Raw genomic sequence first — 17,638 nt, forward strand, 5'->3', positions numbered from 1 at the left:
CCGCTGGCCGAGGTGCGTGCCCCGGCTCCCCCTTGCGGGCTCGGCTCGTCGGCTGCTCTCCTCTGGACGGGGACGCGGCGCGTGGTTATATGCCGCCCTGTTCGATGGGCTTAGGAGAGCGCATCGGGCCCGGACGAGAGGTGCGCCGTACCCGGTCACGACAAGACGACGCCTACTGAAGGAGTGCTGTCATGTCGTGGGTTCTCCTGGTCGTCGCCGGGTTGCTGGAGGTCTGCTGGGCCATCGGCCTCAAGTACACCGATGGTTTCTCCAAGCTCCTCCCCAGTCTCTTCACCGTCACCGCCCTCATCGCCAGCATCGGCTTGCTTGCGCTCGCAGCCCGAAGCCTGCCCATCGGCACCGCCTACGCTGTATGGGTGGGAATCGGGGCCTTGGGCGCGGCCATTCTTGGCATCGTGCTCTTCCGCGAGCCGGTCACCGGGTCGCGCCTCTTCTTCCTCGCGCTGCTCTTCATCTCCATCGTTGGACTGAAGCTCACCAGCGGTGACGGACGCTGACGGCGTCGCGCATCCCAGCATCCGCCAGGCGCCGGACGTGTGTCTTCCCCTGACCGGGAACTGACACCTGGCTTATGCGATGCAGGCCTTGGAACAGGACCGCGACGATGGGGCGTTATCTCCTGTCCCGTCTTGCCGCGGTTGCGTTTAGAGGGGAACCGTGGTGCAGCAGCCTGACTTCGCGCAACGCAGGTAGCCCTGGGAGACACAGGCCGAGTCTTCAGTACATGAGGGTCCCTGGTTCGGGCTGCTGCACTTGCCGCCCGTCCCACTGGAACTGGAGCCGCCGGAGGAGCACTGGCCCGCAGCCTGGATCGTCACGTTCTGGCAATGATTAACGAAACAGCCGTTGTCGTAAGCGGACTGCGTCGTGTTGTTCGGGCAGGCGGTCCGGACTTGGGATGGGACCGAACCGAGGCCCGTGTTCTTCAGGCAGATGCCCACCTGCGTGAGGTTGCAGTTCGAGTCGCAACTGAGCACGACGGACTCGGGGGAGCCAAAGGCAGCCCGCAGCTCCGTGGCTGACACCGTGCCGCCCACGTTTTGCGCCAGCAGCGCCGGGGTCCCCTGGTCACCGGGCAGGGCCTTCAGCTCGGTGATGGCCGAGGAGAAGTAGGTGCCGGAGTCCAGGCCCGTGCAGCTCCCGTGCTTGGGCCACTCATGGTCCGCCAGGAAGTCGTTATCGGACACGTAGCCGGGACCATAGATTTTCATGGCCTCTGGAATGGTGGAGGGATCCGGGAAGCAGCCGGACGGAGGGTTCTTCGAGGTGCAGGAGCCGTAGGGGGCGCAGTACTGGGGCCAGGCGTATTGGGACCCTGCCTGCTGGGCTTCCGCATCCGTGTAGCTCGGCCAGAGGCCGTGGATCGTCAGATGGGTGGCTCCAAAACTGCCACTCAAACCCTGGCACTCCTCCTTGTCCGGGTGGCCACAGCAGAAGTTGGGAGCCCAGGAAAGTGCCAGCAGATAGAACCCAAAGGGGACCGCCGTGCCGGGGCCGCCGTTGGGGCTGCCCGCGGCGTTCGCCCCGTTGGGCGTGATTCCGGACGCAAGGGGACGCAGGTTGAACTCCTCGGCCACCTTGTCAGGAGCCGCGCGGACGGACGAGGCGGCCGGATTCTTCGGCTGTGAGGCCTCGGAGGGCGCGGGCGTCGTACGGACGCAGGCGGACCACAGGCTGACCAGGACAAGACTTGGGACGATGCGCCGCATGGGAGGCCCCCAGAGGTGAAAGCGCGGTCACCGTGACGGGTCCGCGCGGAAGTGAGACTCTTGGCAAAACCAGGCCATACAGGCAATTGATTTGTTGAAAAAGCACCACTAATGTCCCGCCCTTTTCATCGAGGACTTCATGGCCAAGCAAGTGTCGTTTTTCCTCAATGGCAGGCCCGTCACCATCGAGGACCCGTCACCGGAGCTGCTGCTGATTGATTATCTGCGCTCTCCCGAGGTCGCGCTGGCGGGCCCGAAGAAGCCCTGCGGACAGGGCGGATGCGGTGGCTGTACCGTCATCCTCTCGAATTGGAACGAGAAGGAGCGCCACGCCGAGCATCGCGCCATCAACTCCTGCCTGCGCCCGGTGCTGGCGCTGGAAGGCCTGGTGGTGACGACGGTGGAGGGCACGGGCGCCGCGCGGCGGCCGAACCCCAGGAACCTGTCCCACTCCGCCCTCTACTCCCGCGGGGGCGCGCTGCCAGAGCTGCAGACCCTACCCCAGCCGGCGGTGGTGGAAGCTCAGCAGGCGGCCAACAAAAAGCGCCTGGAGGTGATCGCCCGCGTCAACAAGGCCCAGCCCCAGACCCTGACCGCGGAGCTTCGGCAGGAGGTGCCGATCCACCCCACGGAGTTCTCGCACGAGGGCATGAACCCGGTGGCCCACCGGCTGGCGATGAACAACGGCACGCAGTGCGGCTACTGCACCGTGGGCTTCGTGATGAACATGTCGGAGTTCATCACCAACCACCCCAAGGCCACCAAGCGCGAGATCGAGGAGATCTTCGACGGCAATCTGTGCCGCTGCACGGGCTACCGCTCCATCCTCACCGGGATGAAGACCTTCGCCTCCGACTGGACGAAGGAGGACGCAGAGAACCGGATGGAGTGCCTGCCGGATGACTACGCCGCGCACCAGGTCCCCGCCCCACGCGTCGTGATTCCGTTCCCGCCCGCGGCGCAGGTGGCTGCCAGCGGCGTGTCACTGGACGACGGCGCGCGCGTGTGGCGCACCCCCACCAGCCTGGTGGAGCTGGCCCGCCTCATGCGCCAGTTCCAGGGAAAGAAGGTGCGCCTGGTCCACTCCAACACCGCCTACGGCATCTACAAAGAAGAGTACCTGGAGGCGGATATCTACCTGGACATCCGGTCCATCCCGGAGCTGAACGCGGAGCCCAAGGAGACGGAGGGCGGGCTGCGCGTCGGGGCTGGAATGAACTACAGCGAGTTCATCCGGGTGCTGGAGCGCACGATGCTCTCCGTGGGCGAGGCCCAGGCCCGGAAGCACGAGGAGACGGACTACCCGGAGACGACGCGGCTGGGGGCCACGCGCTTCATGGCGCGTCGGACCGCCGGGCGGATCGTCCGCAACGCGGCGTCGCTGGGCGGCAACACGATGCTGGTGCTCAAGCACATGGCCGAGGGCACCGGCGAGCCGTTCCCGTCGGATGTGTTCACGGTGCTGGCCGCCATCGACGCGCAGATCGAGTACCTGGACACGCAGGAAGGCGAGGCAGCCCAGCCGCGGCGCGCCACGGCCCTGGAGCTGGTGGAGCAGGTCATCGCCAACCCCAAGCTGGCGGACAGCATCGTGCTGCTGGCCTACCACGTGCCGTTCGGCAAGGAGAACGAAGTCGTCCTGGCGCAGAAGGTGGCGCTGCGAGACGTGAATGCGCACAGCATCCTCAACGGGGCCAGCCGGCTGCAGCTGTCGAAGTCGCTGGAAGTAGAAGAGGCGGTGGTGGTGTTCGGAGGCATTGCTCCCTACCCGTGGCGCGCCCGGAAGACGGAGCAAGCGCTGAAGGGCAAGACACTGTCATTGGCGGCCGTCCCAGCGCTGGCCAAGAGCTTGGCCGACGAGGTGGGCGTGGAGCTGACGCGCTGGTCCCTGCGCATGCAGGGGCTGCCGTCGGAGGGCTTCACGAATGAGTACCGGATGCAGCTGGCCACGGCGTTCCTCTACAAGGCCGTGGTGAAGACGCTGCTGGAGCGGGGCGGCGAGGTCCCTCATGCGCTCCAATCGGCGGGGGAGATCAAATGGGGCAATTGGGGAGTCAGCGACGGCACGCAGGATTACAAGCCCCAGCCCTACAAGGCGCCCGTCGCGCAGCCCTACATCAAGGACACGGCGATGCAGCAGGCCTCCGGGCAGTTGCACTACACCCATGAGCTGCCGGTCCCTCCGAGGACCCTCAACGCCTCCTTCGTCCTGAGCCGGCGGGCTCTGGCCACCTTCCACTTCATCATCCCTGGCAGTGACGAGGCTGCCAGCGCGGGCGATCTGCGCAAGCACCTCTCGAGCCGCTACGGTGGCTTCGTCGATCTCATCACCGCCGAGGTCTTCAAGGACGGTGGGATCAACAATCAGGGCATGGGGGCCGACCAGCCGCTCTTCGCCGCTGGCGAGGTGAATTATGTGGGCCAGTCCATCGCGCTGGTGTTGGCGAGAACGGAGCAGGAGGCCGAGCGCATCGCCGGGTACGTCACCGAGCGCTGCATCGGCTACGCTCCGGTCAAGCCCGAGTCGAGGCTGCAGCTTCGCTCGCTGAAGCAGTCCCCGACTTGGTGGTCGGAGCCGGTGTTGACCCTCGATGATGCCATCCGCCTGGGGAGCGTCTACCCGGACTACCCCACCCAGTCACCCTCCGTGTCACACATCTGGAAGGTGACGCGAAACGGGAGCCGGTTCGACTGGGTCACTCCCAAGGACACACCGGAGCAGCGGATCGACCGGACGATCGTCAACCGGACAGGGACGCTGGACGGCATCTCCTGCCAGATCGTCGAGAGCACGCAGACGTGCGGGGGCCAGGCGCACTTCTACATGGAGACGCAGGCAGCGATCGCCGAGCCCCTGGACAACCATCGCATGCTCATCCGGCCCTCCTCGCAGAGCCCCAGTTCCATGCACCAGACCACTGCCATGGCGCTGGGCGCGAGCTACAACAGCATCGAAGTGCAGGTCCCTCCGGTGGGCGGTGGCTTCGGCGGCAAGACGGAGCAGGCCCGCTTCGTGGCGGGGGCGGCGGCCATCGCCGCGCAGGCCACCAAGCGGCCGGTGCGCCTGGTCCTGTCTCGCGAGCAGGATACGGCGATGATTGGCAAGCGCCACGCCTACTTCGCCCAGTACCAGATCGCCATCGACCGGGGCGAGGTGAACCCGAAGGACAAGGGCCTCATCCGCGGGTTGCTCAACAAGATGTGGGGCGATGGCGGCGCTTTCTACGACTGCTCCTTCGTCGTCTCCAACTGCATCCAGACGCGCTCGGATAACGCCTACCGGATCGCCAACTTCGAGTCGCAGATCGACGTGTGCCGGACGAACACTGCGCCGAGCACCGCGTTCCGATCATTCGGAGACGTGCAGGGCAAGCTGATGCTGGAGAACGCGGTGGACGACGCGGCCTTCTCCATCGGCATGCTGCCGGAGGACGTGCGCGAGAAGAACCTCTACGAGCGAGGGGATGTAACGCCGTTCGGGCAGCCGCTGTCGTACTGCTACATGCGCCAGGTCTGGGCGTACCTGAAGCAGAAGAGCCATTACGAGGCGAAGCGCCAGCAAGTGGACGCGTTCAACGCGGCCAACCGCTGGCGCAAGCAGGGGCTGGCGATGATGCCCGTGAAGTACGGCTCGGGCTACAACCTGGCGATGCTGGAGCAGGCAGCCGCGGTCGTCTCGGTGTACCACGGCGACGGCACCATCATCATCCACCAGGGCGGCGTAGAGATGGGGCAAGGCCTGCTGACGCAGGTCCGTCAGATCGCCTCCTACGTGCTCAACGTGCCCATGGACAAGATCCAGGTCGAGGCGGCCAGGACGGCCGTCGTTCCCAATCCCACCGGCACCGGGGCGTCGACGGGAACGGCCTATAACGGCGAGGCGGTCAAGCGCACGTGCCAGGATCTGGCCTCGCGGCTGATGGCCTTCGGCTACGAGCTGCTGAAGGAGCAAGGCAACGATTGGTGCCACAGCCGGAACATCGACTTCTGGAACTACGGTGAGGCGGGCTGGAGCACCGAGGTGGACAACAACGGGACCAAGAAGCTCATCTGGCAGAACCTGGTGGCCATGGCCTACCAGTACCGCGTGGGCCTGACGGCCACCTTCACCGCGCCCATCCCGGGAGGCGAGACGCCCATGCCGGCGCTCACCTACAAGCCGCTCGAGCTGCAGCCGGAGCTCCCCGGCTACAAGGCGAGCTCGACGGGCAAGCCCGGCGGATACGACTCGTTCCCGGGCTTTACCTACTCGGCCGCGTGCTCGGTGGTGGAGGTGGACATCCTGACGGGCGAGGTGAAGGTGTTGAGCGCGGACATCGTCTACGACATGGGCTGGAGCCTGAACCCGGCCATTGACGTGGGCCAGGTGGAGGGCGCCTTCGTCCAGGGGCTCGGCTACGTGCTGTCCGAGAAGCTGGCCTTCGAGCCGAGTGGGCCGGAGGCCGGACGCCTCAACTCGGTGAACACCTGGCGCTACAAGCCACCGGCCGTGACCAGCATCCCGCTGGAGCTGAACGTGTCCCTGTTCCCGCGCGACTCAGTGGACGTGCCGGCGAGCCCCACCGAAGGCATCTTCTCCTCGAAGGAGATTGGCGAGCCGCCGCTGGTACTGGCCACCAGTGTGTTTCTGGCGGTGAAGGCGGCCATCCGCGCCTCGCGCCTGGAGCGCAAACTCGACGGCCTGTTCCGCTTCGACGCTCCGGCCACTGTGCAGGAGGTGCGCAGGGCCTGCGAGGTGAGTGAGAACGATCTCAAGGTGTAACGCAGCCATCCGCTACAACTCAGGAAGATACAACATGAACGCTAAAACCCTCACTGCCCGGCTTCGCCGGCGCAGCCTCTCGAAGTCTGTCTTGTTGGGCGCCTCGATGGCGCTGTCCGCGGTGTCCACTGGGGCCCTCGCCCAGACCACCGCGCCCGCTCCGGCGGCCGTGGCCAAGGATCCCGCCGAGGCTGCGGCCCTGCTGCGCAAGCCCGAGGGCTACAAGCTCCAGCAGAACCCCTTCCCGGACTTTGGCTACATGGTCACCGTCGATGAGTACATGCAGAAGTACTCGGACCAGCCGCTCTTCCGGCTGAAGACGGACTTCCCCACCGCCAAGCCGAAGCAGCAGCCGGACTTCGTCCAGAAACTCGACTTCCGGAAGAACCCGCTGGACTACCTGCTCGCCGTGCGGGACTACGCCTTCGACGGCAACCTGCCGGATTGGGACCCCTTCAAGAACGCCAAGCGCAGCTGGTACCACATCCCTTGGCTCCACCCGTCCGCGCGGGGGCCGAATGCCTATCCTCCGAACGGCGGCACCGAGGGTTTCCACGGGCTGATCAAGGAGGCTCAGCTCAGCCCGCTGCAGCTCGGGCCGGGCCAGAAGGGGAAGGCGAAGGGCGGCTACTCCGTCTACGCCATCACCCTGGTCAATGACATGGCAGGGTACACGCTGGGGCAGATGTGGAAGGACCCCTCGAACCCGGACCCCAGGGCAACGGACGCACGCTACGGCGGCGGCTTCCCGCCGGGCACCGTGTTCGCCAAGCTGCTGTTCACCGACGCGCCCCAGGGGACTGACAAGCTCCCCTTCCTCGAGAACCCCCTGCAGTGGACGGCATACATCACCGAGAATTTCACCTCCAAGAAGCGTGTGGTGGGCAAGGTGAACCTGCTGCAGATGGACATCGCCGTGCGCGACGTGCGCGCCGAGGGGCCAGACGGGACGGGCTGGGTGTTTGGGACGTTCGCGTACAACGGCCAGGTGAACAACCCCAACAAGTTCCTGAACCTCGTCCCGGTGGGGATCACATGGGGCAATGATCCCCAGAACACGGTGAACACCACCAACCCGTTCCCGCCCACGGAGACAAAGGTCAACCCGGAGCTGAAGCAGACCATCATCTTCCCCTCCCCGCAGCTGCCGCCGCAGCACCTGGGGTGGAACGGGCGGCTGAACGGGCCCGCGGACCTGAACACCACCTCGTGCCTGAGCTGCCACATCGCGGCGCAGTACCCCGCGGTGACGGCGCTGGTGCCGCCGAGCGCGGCTCCGGCGGGCGGCAAGGAGCCGCCCAAGGACGGAGGCACGAAGGAGTGGATGCAGTGGTTCCAGAACGTGCCGGCGGCCACCTCCATGGATCCGCGCGTCTACTCGACGGACTTCTCGTTCCAGGTGGCCATCAGCCTGGAGAACTTCTACGAGGCGAAGAGGCGGCTGCAGGAGGGCTCTTACGCGAGCGACTACCAGTTGGACCGCGTGCCGCTCGTCCGCGACGGCCTGCCCCGGCAGTAGAAGCACCGCTACGCGGGGGAGGCCGCAGCGGCTTCCCCCGCATGTGAGAGCGCAGGCGAAACGCTCCGAAGATTCAGCGGGCTCGCTGACTCGGTCGCACGGATTGACAAAGCAGCGCTCTGTGCGGCGCAGGCTGTCGCTTGCCTGCCCCTTGCACGCCTGCGCGCGCCCTCCAGCCCCAAGCGCGGATTCAGGACTCCCGAACGGCGTTGCCCTCACGGCCCGGCGCCGCCAGCACCATGCCCAGCGCCGCCGTGGCGGTGAGCAGCGCGGCCACGGCGAACTGCGTGGCGAAGTGGCCTCGGGCCAGTGACAGCGCCGCCACCGCCAGCGAGCCCCCCAGCAGCCGCGTCGCGTAGAGGCTGCTGGTGACGATGCCCCGGTGGTGCCACGGCGCACGCGACTGCGGCCCGAGGATCGAGGTGCTCGCCGCGGGCCCCAGCCCCACCCCCAGCACGGCCAGCGAGGCGAAAGCCCCTCCGATGCCCCACCCCTGTGCTGCTGCCAGCGCCAGCAACCCGGCGCCACAGGCCGCCAGCACGAAGCCCGCCCCTGCGCTCGCGCGCATGCCTCCGCGCACCAGCACCTTCACCCCCAGGGTGGAGCCCACCGACCAGCCCAGCAGCATTGGCACCAATGCCAGGCCCGCTCCAATCGGGGTGTGCCCGCCCTGCTCCGTCATCCACAGCGGCACCCACGTGGACATCGTGTAGAGCAACGCTCCGGCGAACAGGCCTCCTGCGATGCCGCTGAGCACGGTGCGGTCCCGCAGCAACTCCGGCGGAATCACCGGCGAGGCGCTCACCCGCTGCTGGCGCACCAGCCCCACGCCCACCGCCACCGCGCCCAGTGCGCACAGCCCCCGCACCACCACCGCCGAGCCCGGCTCCAGCGCGAAGAGCAGCAACGCCACGCACGTGCCCACCAGCAACGGCCCCCATGCGCCCATGGGCCCCTGCGCGCGCTTCGGCGGATCCCGGTACGACAGGTGCAGCAGCCCCGCCGCGAGCAGCCCCACCGGGAGGTTCACCAGGAACACCCATCGCCACGACGTGTGCATCACCAGCCACCCCCCAATGAGCGGTCCGAGCGCATTCGCGGCCCCCCACGCTCCGGTGAAGAGCCCTTGGATCGCCGCGCGCTCGCGCAGGGTGTAGAGGTCCGAGCTGATCGTCAGCGTCGTGGGTTGAAGCGCTCCGGCGCCCAGGCCCTGAGCCACGCGGAAGGCAATCAGCGCGGGCACCGAAGTGGCCAGTCCGCACAGCGCCGAGCCCGCCAGGAACAGCCCCATCCCCGCCAGGAACACCGGCTTGCGCCCCAGCCGGTCTGCCAGCTTGCCGGAGACGAGCACGCCCACGGTCGAAGCGAAGAGGAAGGCCGAGAACACCCACGAGTAGAGCTCCTGGCCGCCCAGCTCCCGGGTGATGACGGGCATGGCGCTCGTCACCACCGTGCCCTCGAAGGCGCTGACCACCAGGGCCAGCAGCACCGCGCCCGTGGCCACCCGCCGCGCCGCTCCCGAGTTGACGCGAACCTCGCTCTCCACCGTCATCCCGCTTCCATCCATGCTCTCCCTATAAGCGGGCGCGTTCCATGCGGAAATCGCATCTTCCGCATAGAGTCCTTGCGAGAACCGCATGACCTCCGAACAGCTCCGAGCATTCCTCCAGGTGGCCCAGGAGGGCCGCTTCTCCACCGCCGCGAAAGGACTGGGCCTGTCCCAGTCTGGACTCTCGCGCCAGCTCCAGTCCCTGGAGACCGAGCTCGGAGTCCGCCTGCTGGTACGCACGCCCGCCGGCGCGGTGCTCACGGACGCGGGGGAGCGCTTCCTGCCCCATGCCCGGCGGGCCCTCGAGGCGCTGTTCGCCGGCACGGCCGAGCTGGAGCAGCTCTCGGGCATACCCCACGGCCCGCTGGCGCTCGGCTCCCTGCACACCGTGGGGGCGTACCTGCTGCCGGACCTCATCGCCGCCTTCGCCCGGAGCTACCCGGAGGTGCGGCTCCGGCTGAGCGAGAGCCTCGCCCCCGAGCTGGAGGAAGGCGTCTCCCGAGGCGTGCTGGATCTGGCCATCCTCTCCCTGCCCGTGCGCCGAGCGGACCTTGTAGCGCAGAAGCTGTGGGAAGAACCCCTGGTGCTCGCCGTGCCCCGAGGCCATCCGCTGACGAAGCTGGGCCGGGCCGTGGCGCTCACCGAAGTCGTGGAGGAGCCCTGGGTCGTCATCCCCGGGATGACGGGCACCCGAGCGCTGGAGGCCGCCTGCGAGGCGCGGGGCGTGACACCTCGGGTGGTACTGGAGACGGACAACTCGGAGGCCATGCGCCGCATGGTGGAGCGCGGGCTGGGCGTGGCGCTGGTGCCGGAGCTCATGACGCGCGACCACCCCGCCCGGGAGTTCGACATCGTCCAGGTGGTCCCGGGTGGACCGCGCCGCCAGGTGGCGCTCGTGCACCGGGGAGAAGGCTATCTCACCGCCGCCGCCCGGGCCTTCAAGAAGTTCATTGTGGAGCACGTGCGCAAACAGCCTGCAATACGAAGTGCAGAGGCGCAGCGCTGAGAGTATATGCTGACGTCATGGCGGGTGGCGGACCTCGCAGCAAGACGTGAACCCCATTCGTCTCCCTGAGACAACGACGAGAGGCGTGGCATGGGAATGAAGCTCGACATCAATGGCTCGGTCCGCGAGGTGGAAGCCAGCGGCGACATGCCGCTGCTGTGGGTCCTGCGTGACCTTCTGCAACTGAGCGGGACGAAGTACGGCTGCGGAATGGCGCAGTGTGGGGCGTGCACGGTGCACCTCGACGGCAAGCCCGTTCGCTCCTGCGTCACCCCCGTCTCGAGCGTTGGTGCGCGCAAGGTCACCACGATCGAGGGGCTGTCACCGGACGGTTCGCACCCCGTGCAGCGCGCATGGTCCGAGGCGGATGTCGTGCAATGTGGCTACTGCCAGTCCGGTCAGATCATGACGGCCGTGGCGCTGCTCGAGAAGAAGCCCGATCCGACGGACTCCGACATCGACGCCGCGCTGTCGGGCAACATCTGCCGCTGCGGGACGTACGAGCGCGTGCGCGAAGCGGTCCGGCTCGCCGCGAAGCTGAAGCGAGGTGCGAAGTGACAGTCTCTCGACGAGGATTCCTCACGGGTGCGGCGGCGAGCACGGCGGGGCTGGTGATCAGCTTCTATGTGCCGAAGATCGTGCACGCCGCGCCCAAGGCCGCGCAGCCGCTGCCGTCCCCGAACGCGTTCCTGCGGATCGGCAGTGATGACTCGATCACCGTCCTGCTCGCGCACTCCGAGATGGGCCAGGGAATCTGGACCGGCCTGGCGATGCTGATCGCGGAAGAGCTCGACTGTGACTGGTCGAAGGTGCGCTGCGAGCACGCCCCCGCGGCGCCGGTCTACGGCCACCCCGCCATGGGCATCCAGATGACGGGCGGGTCCACGTCCACGCATGGCGAGTTCGACCGGTACCGCAACGTGGGCGCGACGGCGAAGGCGCTGCTCCTGCGCGCAGCCGCGGAGCGATGGAAGACCACGCCAGCGAAGCTCTCCGCCGCGAACGGGGTGATCACCTTCGGTGGAGAAAGGCTGACGTACGGCGCGGTCGCCGAGGCGGCGATGAAGCTGTCCCCTCCGAAGACGGTGAAGCTCAAGGAGCCGAAGGAGTGGAAGCTGATCGGCACCAAGGTGCGCCGGCTCGACACGCCCGAGAAGATCAACGGCAAGGCACAGTTCGGGATCGACGTCTCGTTCCCCGGGCTGCGCACCGCTGTCGTGCTGCGGCCGCCGGCGTTCGGCGCGAAGCTCGTGAAGTTCGATGCCGCCGATGCGCTGAAGGTCCCTGGCGTCGAGAAGGTCGTCCAGACCGCGAACGGTGTCGCGGTGGTCGCCAGCCACTTCTGGGCGGCGAAGCTCGGCCGTGATGCCGTGCGCGCGGAGTGGTCGACGCCCGAGGGCGGCGGTGCCAGCTCCGAGAAGATCCTCGCCGAGTTCCGCCAGCTCTCGCTCGGCGAGGGCTCGACCGTGGCCGACACCGGCAAGGTGAAGGAAGCGCTCAACCTCTCCGCCAGCAAGCTCGAGGCGTCGTACGAGGTGCCGTACCTCGCGCACGCCATGATGGAGCCGCTCAACTGCACCGTGAAGATCGACGGTGATCGCTGCGAGATCTGGACGGGGACCCAGTTCCAGACCGTTGATCAGGGCACCGCGGCGCACATCCTGGGCACGACGCCCGACAAGGTCACGATCCACACCACGTTCCTCGGCGGTGGCTTCGGCCGCCGCGCGAACCCGGCGTCGGACTTCGTCTCCGAGGCCGTGATCGTCGCGAAGGCGGCCGGCGTCCCGGTCAAGGTCGTCTGGACGCGCGAGGACGACATGCGCGGTGGGTACTACCGCCCCGCCTACGTCCACCGCGTCAACGTCGGCATCGACAAGGCGGGCCTGCCCGCAGCGTGGCATCACGTCATCGTCGGGCAGTCGATCCTCGCTGGCACTCCGTTCGAGAAGTTCATGGTCCACAACGGCATCGACGCGACGTCAGTCGAAGGCGTCGCCGACTCGCCTTATCTCGAGACCACGAAGTCCAAGCACGTCTCGCTGCACTCCCCGAAGACCCCGGTCACCGTGCTGTGGTGGCGCTCCGTGGGCCACACGCATACCGCGTTCGCGATGGAGAGCATGATCGACGAGCTGGCACACGCCGCCGGCAAGGATCCGCTCGCGTACCGCCTGGAGCTTCTGAAGGGGAAGCCTCGGTTCGCGCGCGCACTCGAGACGGCCGCAGCCAAGGCGGGCTGGGGAACGCCCGCCCCCGAGGGCCGGGCGCGGGGCCTCGCGGTGCACGAGTCGTTTGGCTCGATCATCGCCGAGGTCGCGGAGGTCTCGGTCGAGGGGGGACGCATCAAGGTCCACGCGGTGACGGCGGCGGTCGACTGCGGAACCGCGGTCAACCCGCTCGGAATCGAGGCTCAGGTCCAGGGCTCGATCGCGTTCGGGCTGACTGCGGCGCTCCACGGCAAGCTGACCATCGAGGACGGCAGGGTCATCGAGAGCAACTTCCACGACTATCCCGCGCTTCGCATGTTCGAGATGCCGAAGATCAGTGTTCACCTGATCCCCAGTGACGCGAAGATGGGTGGCATTGGCGAGCCAGCGACCGCGCCCGTCGCTCCCGCCGTTGCGAACGCGGTGTTCGCGCTTACCAAGCAACGGCTGCGCACGCTGCCGCTGCGCCTCGCATAGGACTTCCTCCGATGATGCGTACCTTCGTGACGCTTGTGCTCGTTCTCGCCGGATGCGGCGGCAAGATGACGACGCCCCCCACGGGCGAGAAGCCAGACCCGGCCACCGGTGTGGCTGCATTTGCGACCGTGCGCGCGGTGCTCCAGCACCCGCGCTGCCAGAACTGCCATCCCGCGGGCGATGCGCCTCTGCAAGGCACCGAGGGCCGCGTGCACGCGATGAACGTGCAGCGTGGGCCCACGGGGCACGGCATGGCGGGGGCCGAGTGCACCACGTGCCACGGCCCGGCGAATCCTCCGAGCAACTATGGCCTCCATGTCCCGCCCGGCTCGATCAAGGGCTGGCACATGCCGAAGCCCGAGGAAAAGCTCGTGTTCGTCGGCCTCACGCCGCGCGCCCTGTGCGAACAGGTCAAGGACCCGGCGCGCAACGGCGGCATGGACATGGCTGCGCTCCGCGTTCACCTCGAGGATCCGCTCGTGAAGTGGGGGTGGGATCCGGGCTTCGGCCGCGAGCCGGTGTCCACGCCGTACGCGACGTTCATCGCCGCGTGGGAGACCTGGGCTGCCGCTGGCGCCCCGTGCCCCAACTGATCGGGGTTTGGGGCCCCCGTCTTCGTGGACTTGAGGCAAGCTCGCAGCATCTCGATTCAGGAGGCACAGCCCTCGATGGCGGACCCAGTTCAAGAGGCAGTCGATGCCATGGAGAAGCACACCGGCACGGTGCAGGGGTACCGCCGGGCCCATCCCAGAGGGCTGGTGTTCCACGCGACCTTTACTCCGACGCCTGAAGCCCGGCCGCTGACGGCCGCGGAGCACTTCCAGGGTCCTCCTGTGCATACGCTCGTGCGGTTCTCGAACGCCTCGGGGAGCCCCCATGCTCCAGACCGGGGCTCGGATCGCCAGGGGGCAGTGCTGGGCCTGGCGGTGCGGTTCGATCTGCCCTCCGGGAAGCACGCCACGTGGGCCGCCGCGAACATCCCGGCCTTCGTCGCCCGCACTCCCGAGGAGTTCCTCCAGGTCACCCGGGCGCAGCGGCCGAACGCCTCGCCCCATCCCCTGCGCATGCTCGGGTACATCCTGACGCATCTCCATGCGCTCCCGGGCATCCGGGGGATTGTCGGCACCAAGCCAGCGCCCAGCTTTGCCCACTGCCAGTACAACAGTGTCCACGCCTACCATCTGGTGGATGCGCAGGGGCAGCGCAGGGCCTTTCGCTACCGCTGGGTGCCCTCGGCGGGAGCCGCCACCTTGAGCCCGGCGGAGGCTCGAAAGCGCCCGGAGCAGTACCTGCTCGACGAGCTCCGGGAGCGTGTCAGCCGCGAGCGCGTCACGTTCAACCTCGTCTTCCAGCTGGCCAACCCAGGTGATCCGACCCACGACGCCACCCGGCCATGGCCCGAGGATCGGCAGAAAATCCCGGCGGGGCAGCTGGTGATCGACTCGCTGTACGAGGATCAGCGGGAGTCCGAGCGGTTCGTCTTCGATCCCACCGGAGTGGTGCCAGGCATCGAGCTGTCCGATGATCCGATCCTGCACTTCCGCGCGAAGGTGTACTCAGAGTCCTACAACCGCCGCTCTTCCGAAACGAAGCCGGAGCCCAAGCCCGCTGACCTGCGGCAATGAGCGTCCTTCCAAGCCTGGCCATCGCTGTGTTCTGGCGCCGCGAACTTCGGCGAGCAGCTCACGTTTGATGGCCGCGGCTGGGGCTGGACCGCGCTCGAACCTTCGCTTCCGCTAGCGCGCCTGGGGGAAGTGGCGGCGGCGCAGCTGGTCCACCAGTTCCTGGGTGGCGGGGGTATAGGCCACCCGCCCCTCCTGGGACTCGGGCGCCTGCGCCCCAACGAACGAGGGCGCTTCGGCGGCGCTGTCCGTGAGCTGGAAGTAGCCCTCGGGCGGCTGCTCGCCCTCCTGGCCGATGAGCCCGATGGGCCCGGAGCCATGGCGCCGCCGGAAGAGGATGGGGGCGCCCGGCACGCTCTGCTTGCCCTCGGCGGCCTCGTTGCCGAACTTCATGGTCGGCGTGTGGCCCGTAAGGGACAGCTTGTAGATGGCCGCCACCCGGTCGCGCGTGAAGGGGCACTCCATGGTGCGCGCGACGATGTGGCCGCCGTAGCCGTAGAACTGCGCGGAGGGCTCCCAGCCCACCTGGCGGCGCAGCTCCTCGAACTCGCGGGTGGCGGCGGCGTCCAGGCCGTCCTCGAGGATGTTCACGGGGCGCACGCCGAGGTCCCGCGCCTGGGTGACGGCGTAGAGGTACTGGAGCTTCTTGTTGCCCGAGTCGAAGCGGATGGAGTCCCCTCGGTTCGGCTCCTCGCGCATCAGCCGGTAGGCGGCGGGCAGGCCCGAGGCCAGCGTGTCATAGGTGTCCAGCAGGTAGCTGGAGCGCTGGGGCCGGCGCTCGCGCATGGCGCGGAAGGCGGCCTCGTCCGAGCCGTAGCGCTGGATGTGCTCGTGGCCCATGGTGCCCACCGGGATCATCCCCAGCTTGCGAGCGCCCTCCACGTTGGAGGTGCGCGCCACGCCCGCCTCCTTGCAGGCGCGCAGGGCAAGCTCATGCTGCTCCAGGCAAGTGGCGGCGCGCAGGCCCACCTCGAAGATGCGGTTCGGATCCTCGACGATCTCCACCAGCTCGCGCACCTGGGCCAGCACGCGCTGGGAGTAGGCCTCGGGGTCGGCGCGCATGGGCACGGGCTTGACGCCCACGGCGTCCAGCGTCTCCAGCGCGATGCGCTTCTGCTCCTCGCAGGTGAGCACGGCGAGGGCTCGGGCCAGCGTGTCCCGATCCGCGAGCGCCTGGGTGGCCACCTGGATGCGGAAGTTGAGCTGGATCAGCAGCGGCTCGATCCAGGAGACCAGGGCCGAGGGTCCGCAGAGCGAGAGCACGGGCTCCTTCGGGTAGAAGAGCGCGCCGCGAGGCAAGGCGTGGATGACGAGCCTTTCCTTGTTCTGGATGGCGGCCTTGAAGCCGACGCCCATCTCGTAGTCATTGCGCGAGAGGAACTCATAGTCCTCGGGCTTGGGATCGGGCAGCAGGCCACGCACGAAGGCAGGGATGTCCAGAGGTACGATCTGGAGACCGCCCTTGCGGTGCGTGTAATAGAAGGTCTCCTTGCGAAGTGGCCACCCCGCCTCCGCCATGCTGAACTTGTAGCCGTCCGTCGCGAGCAGCGATGTCCCCATCCAGTCTCTCTGCCTCCTGAAGGAGAGCGTATCAGGGGTTCCTCTGGGTTGTTCGGGAGATCCACGAGATGCGAGGCGGTGTCGCTCCCTGATGGAGGAGCCCCTTGCATCGGAGGACGTGTCTCACTCCGGGAAGCATCCCGTGGGCCTGTATGCTTGTGCTGCTCACCCTCCTGCTCGCTGGGTGCTCGGGCACGCCGCCAGGCGTGCGCCTGGTCCGGCCCGCTCCCGATGCCACCGTGGCCACCGCCTGGGAGGCGCGCTCATGTTCGACACGCAGGGGCGCCCCATCGCCTCCGGGAGTGGAGGCTTCCGCCGCTACATCGCCCGGCGGGAGACGGACGGCACCTGGACGGATCTGATCACCGGGGATGCGCTCGAGTCTTGCCTGAGCACCGGTGTCTCGAGCCAGATCATCACCCAGGCCCCGGATGGGATGACCTACGCCCTGTGTGGCGCCAACGGACAGCTGGTCCGGCGCGAGAGCAACGGGTGGACGGCCGCTGGGGGCTCCGCTGTCGGCTTCCTCCTCCCCGTTGAGCCTCATGCTCGTCCTGGACGGGCTGGGCCGTCCGGTGGCCCTGGCCACGTACCCGCTGACGAAGGAACACGAGGCCGTGACTCATTATCCGCACGGATGCTCAACGCCAGCGCTGGAAATTGCCGCCGTTGCACCCCAACGTATAAACGTCGCCGCTGGTATTGCTGTCCAGACAGTATCCGGTGGCCACGTTTCTCATTTCGTATCCGAAAGCCCCCTTGTAGGTCACGACCCACTGCTGGTAACTGCCACCATTGCAGGGCAAAGTGTAGACATTGCCGTTGTTATTACTGTCCAGACACCATCCGGTTGCTTGATTGCGAATCTGGTCCCCGAATGTGAGCGGAGTGTTCGTCCAGTTCTGATACGCCCCCCTGTTACAGCCCAGCGTGTAAACGTTCCCGTTGCTGTTACTGTCGAGACAGCGCAGCGTGGCAGTATTTACCCAGGGCAATGGTCCCCTTCTTATCTCCGATGCCACCTCCGCGAGGGGCTCGCCATTGCTCAGTTCGTCGCTCGGGGCAGCTGAACAGGCGGAGAGCGAGAGAATCCAACCCAGCAGCGAAATACCAGCGATCTTTCTGTTCATGACAACTCCATGTCCATGAAGGCCGCTCGCTGTAGCGCCAGAGGCCGCCCCGTGTGCAGGACTGTTCGGAAAT

12 protein-coding genes and 1 riboswitch are annotated in these 17,638 nt (G+C 67.5%); of the genes, 8 read left to right on the top strand and 4 right to left on the bottom strand.

Translation table 11 applies throughout. The features are described from left to right. The first annotated feature begins 113 nt into the window (after window positions 1-113). Window positions 114-175, top strand: a riboswitch (guanidine-III (ykkC-III) riboswitch). A gap of 16 nt (window positions 176-191) precedes the next feature. Then, complete coding sequence (gene sugE / locus DB31_RS42040; RefSeq protein ID WP_044198990.1) at window positions 192-518, top strand: quaternary ammonium compound efflux SMR transporter SugE; 327 nt, start codon at window positions 192-194, stop codon at window positions 516-518. A 147-nt stretch (window positions 519-665) separates the two neighbouring features. On the opposite strand, the gene DB31_RS42045 is transcribed toward sugE, so the two are convergent. After that, the gene (locus tag DB31_RS42045; RefSeq protein ID WP_044198992.1) at window positions 666-1,730 is read right to left on the bottom strand and encodes a ribonuclease T2 family protein; all 1,065 of its coding nucleotides are present in this window, start codon (window positions 1,728-1,730) and stop codon (window positions 666-668) included. Between the two features lie 139 nt (window positions 1,731-1,869). On the opposite strand from DB31_RS42045, the gene DB31_RS42050 reads away from it, so the two are divergent. Continuing rightward, window positions 1,870-6,492, top strand: coding sequence for a molybdopterin cofactor-binding domain-containing protein (locus tag DB31_RS42050; RefSeq protein ID WP_044198994.1), 4,623 nt, complete (start codon window positions 1,870-1,872; stop codon window positions 6,490-6,492). A gap of 34 nt (window positions 6,493-6,526) precedes the next feature. Beyond that, window positions 6,527-8,011, top strand: a complete 1,485-nt coding sequence (locus DB31_RS42055; protein ID WP_157232434.1) for a hypothetical protein — start codon at window positions 6,527-6,529, stop codon at window positions 8,009-8,011. Between the two features lie 190 nt (window positions 8,012-8,201). On the opposite strand, the gene DB31_RS42060 is transcribed toward DB31_RS42055, so the two are convergent. Then, a complete protein-coding gene (locus tag DB31_RS42060; protein WP_044198996.1) occupies window positions 8,202-9,578 on the bottom strand; it encodes an MFS transporter in 1,377 nt (458 codons plus the stop codon). Between the two features lie 70 nt (window positions 9,579-9,648). Between DB31_RS42060 and DB31_RS42065 the strand changes: the two genes are divergently transcribed. The 5 genes from DB31_RS42065 (at window position 9,649) to DB31_RS42085 (ending at window position 14,878) form a co-directional block, all read left to right on the top strand. Then, window positions 9,649-10,566, top strand: a complete 918-nt coding sequence (locus tag DB31_RS42065; protein WP_044198998.1) for a LysR family transcriptional regulator — start codon at window positions 9,649-9,651, stop codon at window positions 10,564-10,566. Between the two features lie 90 nt (window positions 10,567-10,656). After that, on the top strand, window positions 10,657-11,124 hold the full coding sequence (locus DB31_RS42070; RefSeq protein WP_276203693.1) for a (2Fe-2S)-binding protein: 468 nt from the start codon (window positions 10,657-10,659) through the stop codon (window positions 11,122-11,124). Then, complete coding sequence (locus DB31_RS42075; RefSeq protein WP_044198999.1) at window positions 11,121-13,253, top strand: xanthine dehydrogenase family protein molybdopterin-binding subunit; 2,133 nt, start codon at window positions 11,121-11,123, stop codon at window positions 13,251-13,253. The genes DB31_RS42070 and DB31_RS42075 overlap by 4 nt, the downstream gene beginning before the upstream one ends. Before the next feature lie 11 nt (window positions 13,254-13,264). Beyond that, window positions 13,265-13,846 (top strand): hypothetical protein, encoded by a 582-nt coding sequence (locus DB31_RS42080; RefSeq protein WP_052420680.1) that lies wholly within the window; start codon window positions 13,265-13,267, stop codon window positions 13,844-13,846. A 75-nt stretch (window positions 13,847-13,921) separates the two neighbouring features. Further along, window positions 13,922-14,878, top strand: a complete 957-nt coding sequence (locus tag DB31_RS42085; protein ID WP_044199001.1) for a catalase family peroxidase — start codon at window positions 13,922-13,924, stop codon at window positions 14,876-14,878. A gap of 111 nt (window positions 14,879-14,989) precedes the next feature. Here DB31_RS42085 and DB31_RS42090 read toward each other — a convergent pair whose 3' ends face one another. Both DB31_RS42090 and DB31_RS47430 read right to left on the bottom strand, forming a co-directional pair. Continuing rightward, complete coding sequence (locus tag DB31_RS42090; protein WP_044199002.1) at window positions 14,990-16,435, bottom strand: beta/alpha barrel domain-containing protein; 1,446 nt, start codon at window positions 16,433-16,435, stop codon at window positions 14,990-14,992. A 641-nt stretch (window positions 16,436-17,076) separates the two neighbouring features. After that, on the bottom strand, window positions 17,077-17,565 hold the full coding sequence (locus tag DB31_RS47430) for an RICIN domain-containing protein (protein WP_083969208.1): 489 nt from the start codon (window positions 17,563-17,565) through the stop codon (window positions 17,077-17,079). Window positions 17,566-17,638 lie beyond the last annotated feature (73 nt).

Source organism: Hyalangium minutum (assembly GCF_000737315.1).
GTDB classification, from domain to species: Bacteria; Myxococcota; Myxococcia; order Myxococcales; family Myxococcaceae; genus Hyalangium; species Hyalangium minutum.

Bases quoted from the DNA above. Each gene is read 5' to 3' on its own strand.
- sugE (WP_044198990.1), top strand. From the start codon at position 192: ATGTCGTGGGTTCTCCTGGTCGTCGCCGGGTTGCTGGAGGTCTGCTGG.
- DB31_RS42045 (WP_044198992.1), bottom strand. From the start codon at position 1,730: ATGCGGCGCATCGTCCCAAGTCTTGTCCTGGTCAGCCTGTGGTCCGCC.
- DB31_RS42050 (WP_044198994.1), top strand. From the start codon at position 1,870: ATGGCCAAGCAAGTGTCGTTTTTCCTCAATGGCAGGCCCGTCACCATC.
- DB31_RS42055 (WP_157232434.1), top strand. From the start codon at position 6,527: ATGAACGCTAAAACCCTCACTGCCCGGCTTCGCCGGCGCAGCCTCTCG.
- DB31_RS42060 (WP_044198996.1), bottom strand. From the start codon at position 9,578: ATGGATGGAAGCGGGATGACGGTGGAGAGCGAGGTTCGCGTCAACTCG.
- DB31_RS42065 (WP_044198998.1), top strand. From the start codon at position 9,649: ATGACCTCCGAACAGCTCCGAGCATTCCTCCAGGTGGCCCAGGAGGGC.
- DB31_RS42070 (WP_276203693.1), top strand. From the start codon at position 10,657: ATGGGAATGAAGCTCGACATCAATGGCTCGGTCCGCGAGGTGGAAGCC.
- DB31_RS42080 (WP_052420680.1), top strand. From the start codon at position 13,265: ATGATGCGTACCTTCGTGACGCTTGTGCTCGTTCTCGCCGGATGCGGC.
- DB31_RS42085 (WP_044199001.1), top strand. From the start codon at position 13,922: ATGGCGGACCCAGTTCAAGAGGCAGTCGATGCCATGGAGAAGCACACC.
- DB31_RS42090 (WP_044199002.1), bottom strand. From the start codon at position 16,435: ATGGGGACATCGCTGCTCGCGACGGACGGCTACAAGTTCAGCATGGCG.
- DB31_RS47430 (WP_083969208.1), bottom strand. From the start codon at position 17,565: ATGAACAGAAAGATCGCTGGTATTTCGCTGCTGGGTTGGATTCTCTCG.